Here is a 3,816-nt window from a genome sequence, read left to right as displayed (position 1 = left end):
CCCCCTTCTCGCCCCGGCCGAGTGGAGCGAGCTCACCCGCCCAGGTACACCGCTGCACTGGGTCGTCCTCGACGTCGCCGACGGCCCCGGCGTCCAGCCCGACCCGCACTGCCTGGACGCGGCCGGACGCCTGCGCAACACGGGCGTCCGCGTCCTCGGCCGCCTCGACGCCGCGCACGGCACCCGGCCCTTCGCCGAGCTGATCGCGGATGCGCGCCGGTACCTCGAGTGGTACCGGGCCGACGGCTTCCTCCTGGACCGCTGCCCGGCCGACCGGGCCGGACTGCCGGAGGTCCGCCGTACAGCCGGCGCGCTGCGGGCGCTGCGTGACGATGCCCACATCGTCCTCGGCCACGGCACCCACCCGCACCCGGGCTACGCCGAGAACGCCGACCAACTGGTGACCTTCCGCGGCCCGTGGAGCGACTACCGCTGGTCGCAGGTGGCGGAGTGGACCGCCGACTACCCGCCCGAGCGCTTCTGCCACCTGGTGCACGGCGTCCCGCGCGGCCACCTCGACGAGGCGCTGCGCATCGCCCGCTGGCAGGGTGCGGCGACGATCTGGTTCACCGATCGCACGGACCGCGGCGGCCTCGCCGACCCCTGGGAGAACCTGCCCGGTTACTGGGACGACATCATCTCGCGCCTCGGAACGGGTGTCTCGGAATGAAGAAGGGCGTGGCAGTGTTACGAGAAGAACAACCGTAGTGATTGACCGACCAACGGAGTCCCCGTGTCGCTGCCACCCCTGGTCGAGCCGGCTGACGAGCTCACCGTAGACGAGGTCCGCAGGTACTCCCGCCACCTGATCATTCCCGATGTCGGGATGGACGGGCAGAAGCGGCTGAAGAACGCCAAGGTGCTCTTTGTGGGCGCCGGTGGCCTGGGCTCGCCCGGGCTGATGTACCTGGCCGCGGCGGGCGTGGGCACGCTCGGCATCGTGGAGTTCGACGAGGTCGACGAGTCGAACCTGCAGCGCCAGGTCATCCACAGCCAGTCCGACATCGGCCGCCCCAAGGCCGAGTCCGCCCAGGACACGATCAAGGGCGTCAACCCGTACGTGAACGTGGTCCTTCACCAGGAGCGGCTCGAGGCCGAGAACGTGAAGGACATCTTCAGCCAGTACGACCTGATCGTCGACGGCACGGACAACTTCGCGACCCGCTACCTGGTCAACGACGCGTGCGTACTCCTGGGCAAGCCGTACGTCTGGGGTTCGATCTACCGCTTCGACGGCCAGGCCTCCGTCTTCTGGTCCGAGCACGGTCCCTGCTACCGCTGCCTCTACCCGGAGCCCCCGCCCCCCGGCATGGTCCCCTCCTGCGCCGAGGGCGGCGTCCTGGGCGTGCTGTGCGCGTCCATCGGTTCCATCCAGGCCAACGAGGCCATCAAGCTCCTCGCGGGCATCGGCGAGCCGCTGGTCGGCCGCCTGATGATCTACGACGCCCTGGAGATGCAGTACCGCCAGGTCAAGGTCCGCAAGGACCCCGACTGCGCGATCTGCGGTGAGAACCCGACCGTCACCGAGCTCATCGACTACGAGGCCTTCTGCGGCGTCGTCTCCGAGGAGGCTCAGGCGGCGGCCGCCGACTCGACGATCACTCCCAAGCAGCTCAAGGAGTGGATCGACGACGGCGAGAACATCGAGATCATCGATGTCCGTGAGCCGAACGAGTTCGAGATCGTCTCCATCCCGGGTGCCCGGCTGATCCCGAAGAACGAGTTCCTCATGGGCTCCGCCCTGGAGAGCCTCCCGCAGGACAAGAAGATCGTCTTGAACTGCAAGACGGGTGTCCGCAGTGCGGAAGTCCTCGCCGTGCTGAAGTCCGCGGGCTTCGCGGACGCCGTGCACGTCGGCGGTGGCGTGATCGGCTGGGTCAACCAGATCGAGCCGGAGAAGCCGGTCTACTGAGCCACGGCTCGCCCTGACCGTTCCACGGCGGGGGCTCCGGGCACCACGGGTGCCCGGAGCCCCCGCCGTCGTCATGAGCAGACCTTGCCGTCCTTCGGCACCGTGCCGTGCAGCAGGTACGCGTTCACCGTCGAGTCCACGCAGTCGCTGCCGTTGCCGTAGGCCCCGTGGCCCTCGCCCTTCCAGGTGAGTTCCACGCCGACGCCCTTGCCGAGCTCGTCGGCCATCTTCCGCGTGCCCTCGTAGGGCGTCGCCGGGTCCCCGGTGTTGCCGATCAACAGGATCGGCGCCGCACCCGGTGCGCTGACCTGTGGCGTGTCGTACTGGCCGGCCACCGGCCAGTCGTGGCACCAGCCGGCCGTGTCCCAGGCCAGGAAGGTGCCGAACACGGGCGAGATCTCCTCGAACTCGGGCAGCAGTTTCCTCGCCTGATCCGGGGTGGGCCGCTGCTTGGCGTCCAAGCACGATATGACCCGCTGCGCGTGGGCCGCCGTGCCGTAGCGGCCTGAGCTGTCCCGCTCGTTGTAGGCGTCGGCGAGGGCCAGCAGCGCGGAGCCGTCTCCCCGCTCCGCCGCCGTCAGGGCGCCAATCAGGGCCGGCCAGCTGCTCTCGCTGTAGAGCGGCAGGACGATGCCGGTGAGCGCCGACGTCTGCGTCAGCTTCCGCCCGGAGGAGGTGGGCAGAGGCTTCGCGTCGATGCGCTCCAGCAGACCGGCGATCTTGCGTGAGCCCTGTTCGGGGTCCTGCCCGGTCGACTTCAGATAGCCGTCCAGCGCCCGCTGGAAGCCCCTGGCCTGGTTCCGGGCGTGGCCCACCGCGTCCGCGGTCGGGTCGACCACCGCGTCCAGGACCAGCCGCCCCACGCGCCGGGGGAACAGATGCGCGTACACCCCGCCGAGCTGGGTGCCGTAGGAGAAGCCGAAGTAGTGCATCCTGGCGTCACCGAGGACCTGGCGCATCAGGTCCATGTCCCGGGCGGTGTCGGTCGTCGAGACATGCGCGAGGAGCTTGCCCGCGGCCTTCGCGCAGCCTTGGCCGAAGTCGGCCGCGTCCTGGAAGTAGGCCCGTTCCTCGGCCGGGGTGTCCGGTGTCACGTCGATCGCCTCGGCGGCCTGGATCTGCCGGTCGCCGCGGCAGCGGACGCCCTCGCTCCGGCCGACCCCGCGCGGGTCCCAGCTCACCAGGTCGTAGTGCTGCTGCAGGGCGCCGACCACGGAGCCGTACGACGGCATCGTGTCCACGCCCGAGCCGCCGGGCCCGCCGAAGTTGAACAGCAGCGAGCCGGTGCGCTCGCCGGTGGCTCTGGCACGGATGAGGGCGAGACCGATGGTCTCCCCGTCCGGCCGGGACCAGTCCAGGGGCGTCTTGAGCGTCGCGCACTGCCAGTCGCTGCCCGGTGCGGGGGAGCCGGAGGCGGCCTTGCAGTGGCCCCAGTCGAGCCGCTGAGAGGTGAGCGAGGAGGGCAGCCCGGGCGTCGGCGCTGCGGCCGGATCGGACCGGTCCTTCCCCTCGTCCCGGCCGTTGCCGGACGGCCCCCCGCCGCACCCGGCCAGCAGTACCGCGGCGGCCATCGCGGCCGCCCACCGCGTCAGACGTGACATGTGCTTCCCCCCTCACAGGCTCCCCGCGGATCGGCCGCGGGAGCGGTCACGCCATGGTAGGCAGATCCCGCCGCACCCCGTGCGGGCCTGTGGATAACCTTCTGACCTGCTACTTCGGTGTGAATGCGGGTATTTCGTCGAGCGATGCGGGGCTTGTGGTCGCCGGACGGAAGGCCCTAGTGTCCTGAGTCTTTGATTCGTTCCATAAGTATGCTGGGGTCATGGCACGAATGGGACGGCCTACGGTCGATGTGGTTCTCACCGACGACGAACGCGAAACGCTGCAGCGCTGGGCGAGGCGCC

General features: G+C 70.1%; 3 protein-coding genes. 2 read left to right on the top strand and 1 reads right to left on the bottom strand.

All coding sequences use genetic code 11. The annotated features are described in order from the left end of the window. Together C1I97_RS33080 and moeZ are read left to right on the top strand one after the other, a co-directional pair. A partial coding sequence (locus tag C1I97_RS33080; RefSeq protein WP_111006719.1) for a spherulation-specific family 4 protein occupies positions 1-670 on the top strand: 670 nt, incomplete at its 5' end. A 63-nt stretch (positions 671-733) separates the two neighbouring features. Continuing rightward, a complete protein-coding gene (moeZ, locus tag C1I97_RS33075) occupies positions 734-1,912 on the top strand; it encodes an adenylyltransferase/sulfurtransferase MoeZ (protein ID WP_111006718.1) in 1,179 nt (392 codons plus the stop codon). Between the two features lie 71 nt (positions 1,913-1,983). Here the strand turns inward: moeZ and C1I97_RS33070 are convergent, their stop codons facing one another. After that, positions 1,984-3,513, bottom strand: coding sequence for an alpha/beta hydrolase (locus C1I97_RS33070; RefSeq protein WP_111006717.1), 1,530 nt, complete (start codon positions 3,511-3,513; stop codon positions 1,984-1,986). Positions 3,514-3,816: the final 303 nt, after the last annotated feature.

The sequence above is a fragment of the Streptomyces sp. NTH33 genome (genome assembly GCF_003236365.1).
Classification (GTDB): Bacteria; Actinomycetota; Actinomycetes; order Streptomycetales; family Streptomycetaceae; genus Streptomyces.
This window is presented reverse-complemented; position numbering and strand designations above follow the sequence as displayed.

Excerpts from the sequence above, each read along its gene's own strand:
- C1I97_RS33070 (WP_111006717.1), bottom strand. The coding sequence starts at position 3,513 with ATGTCACGTCTGACGCGGTGGGCGGCCGCGATGGCCGCCGCGGTACTG.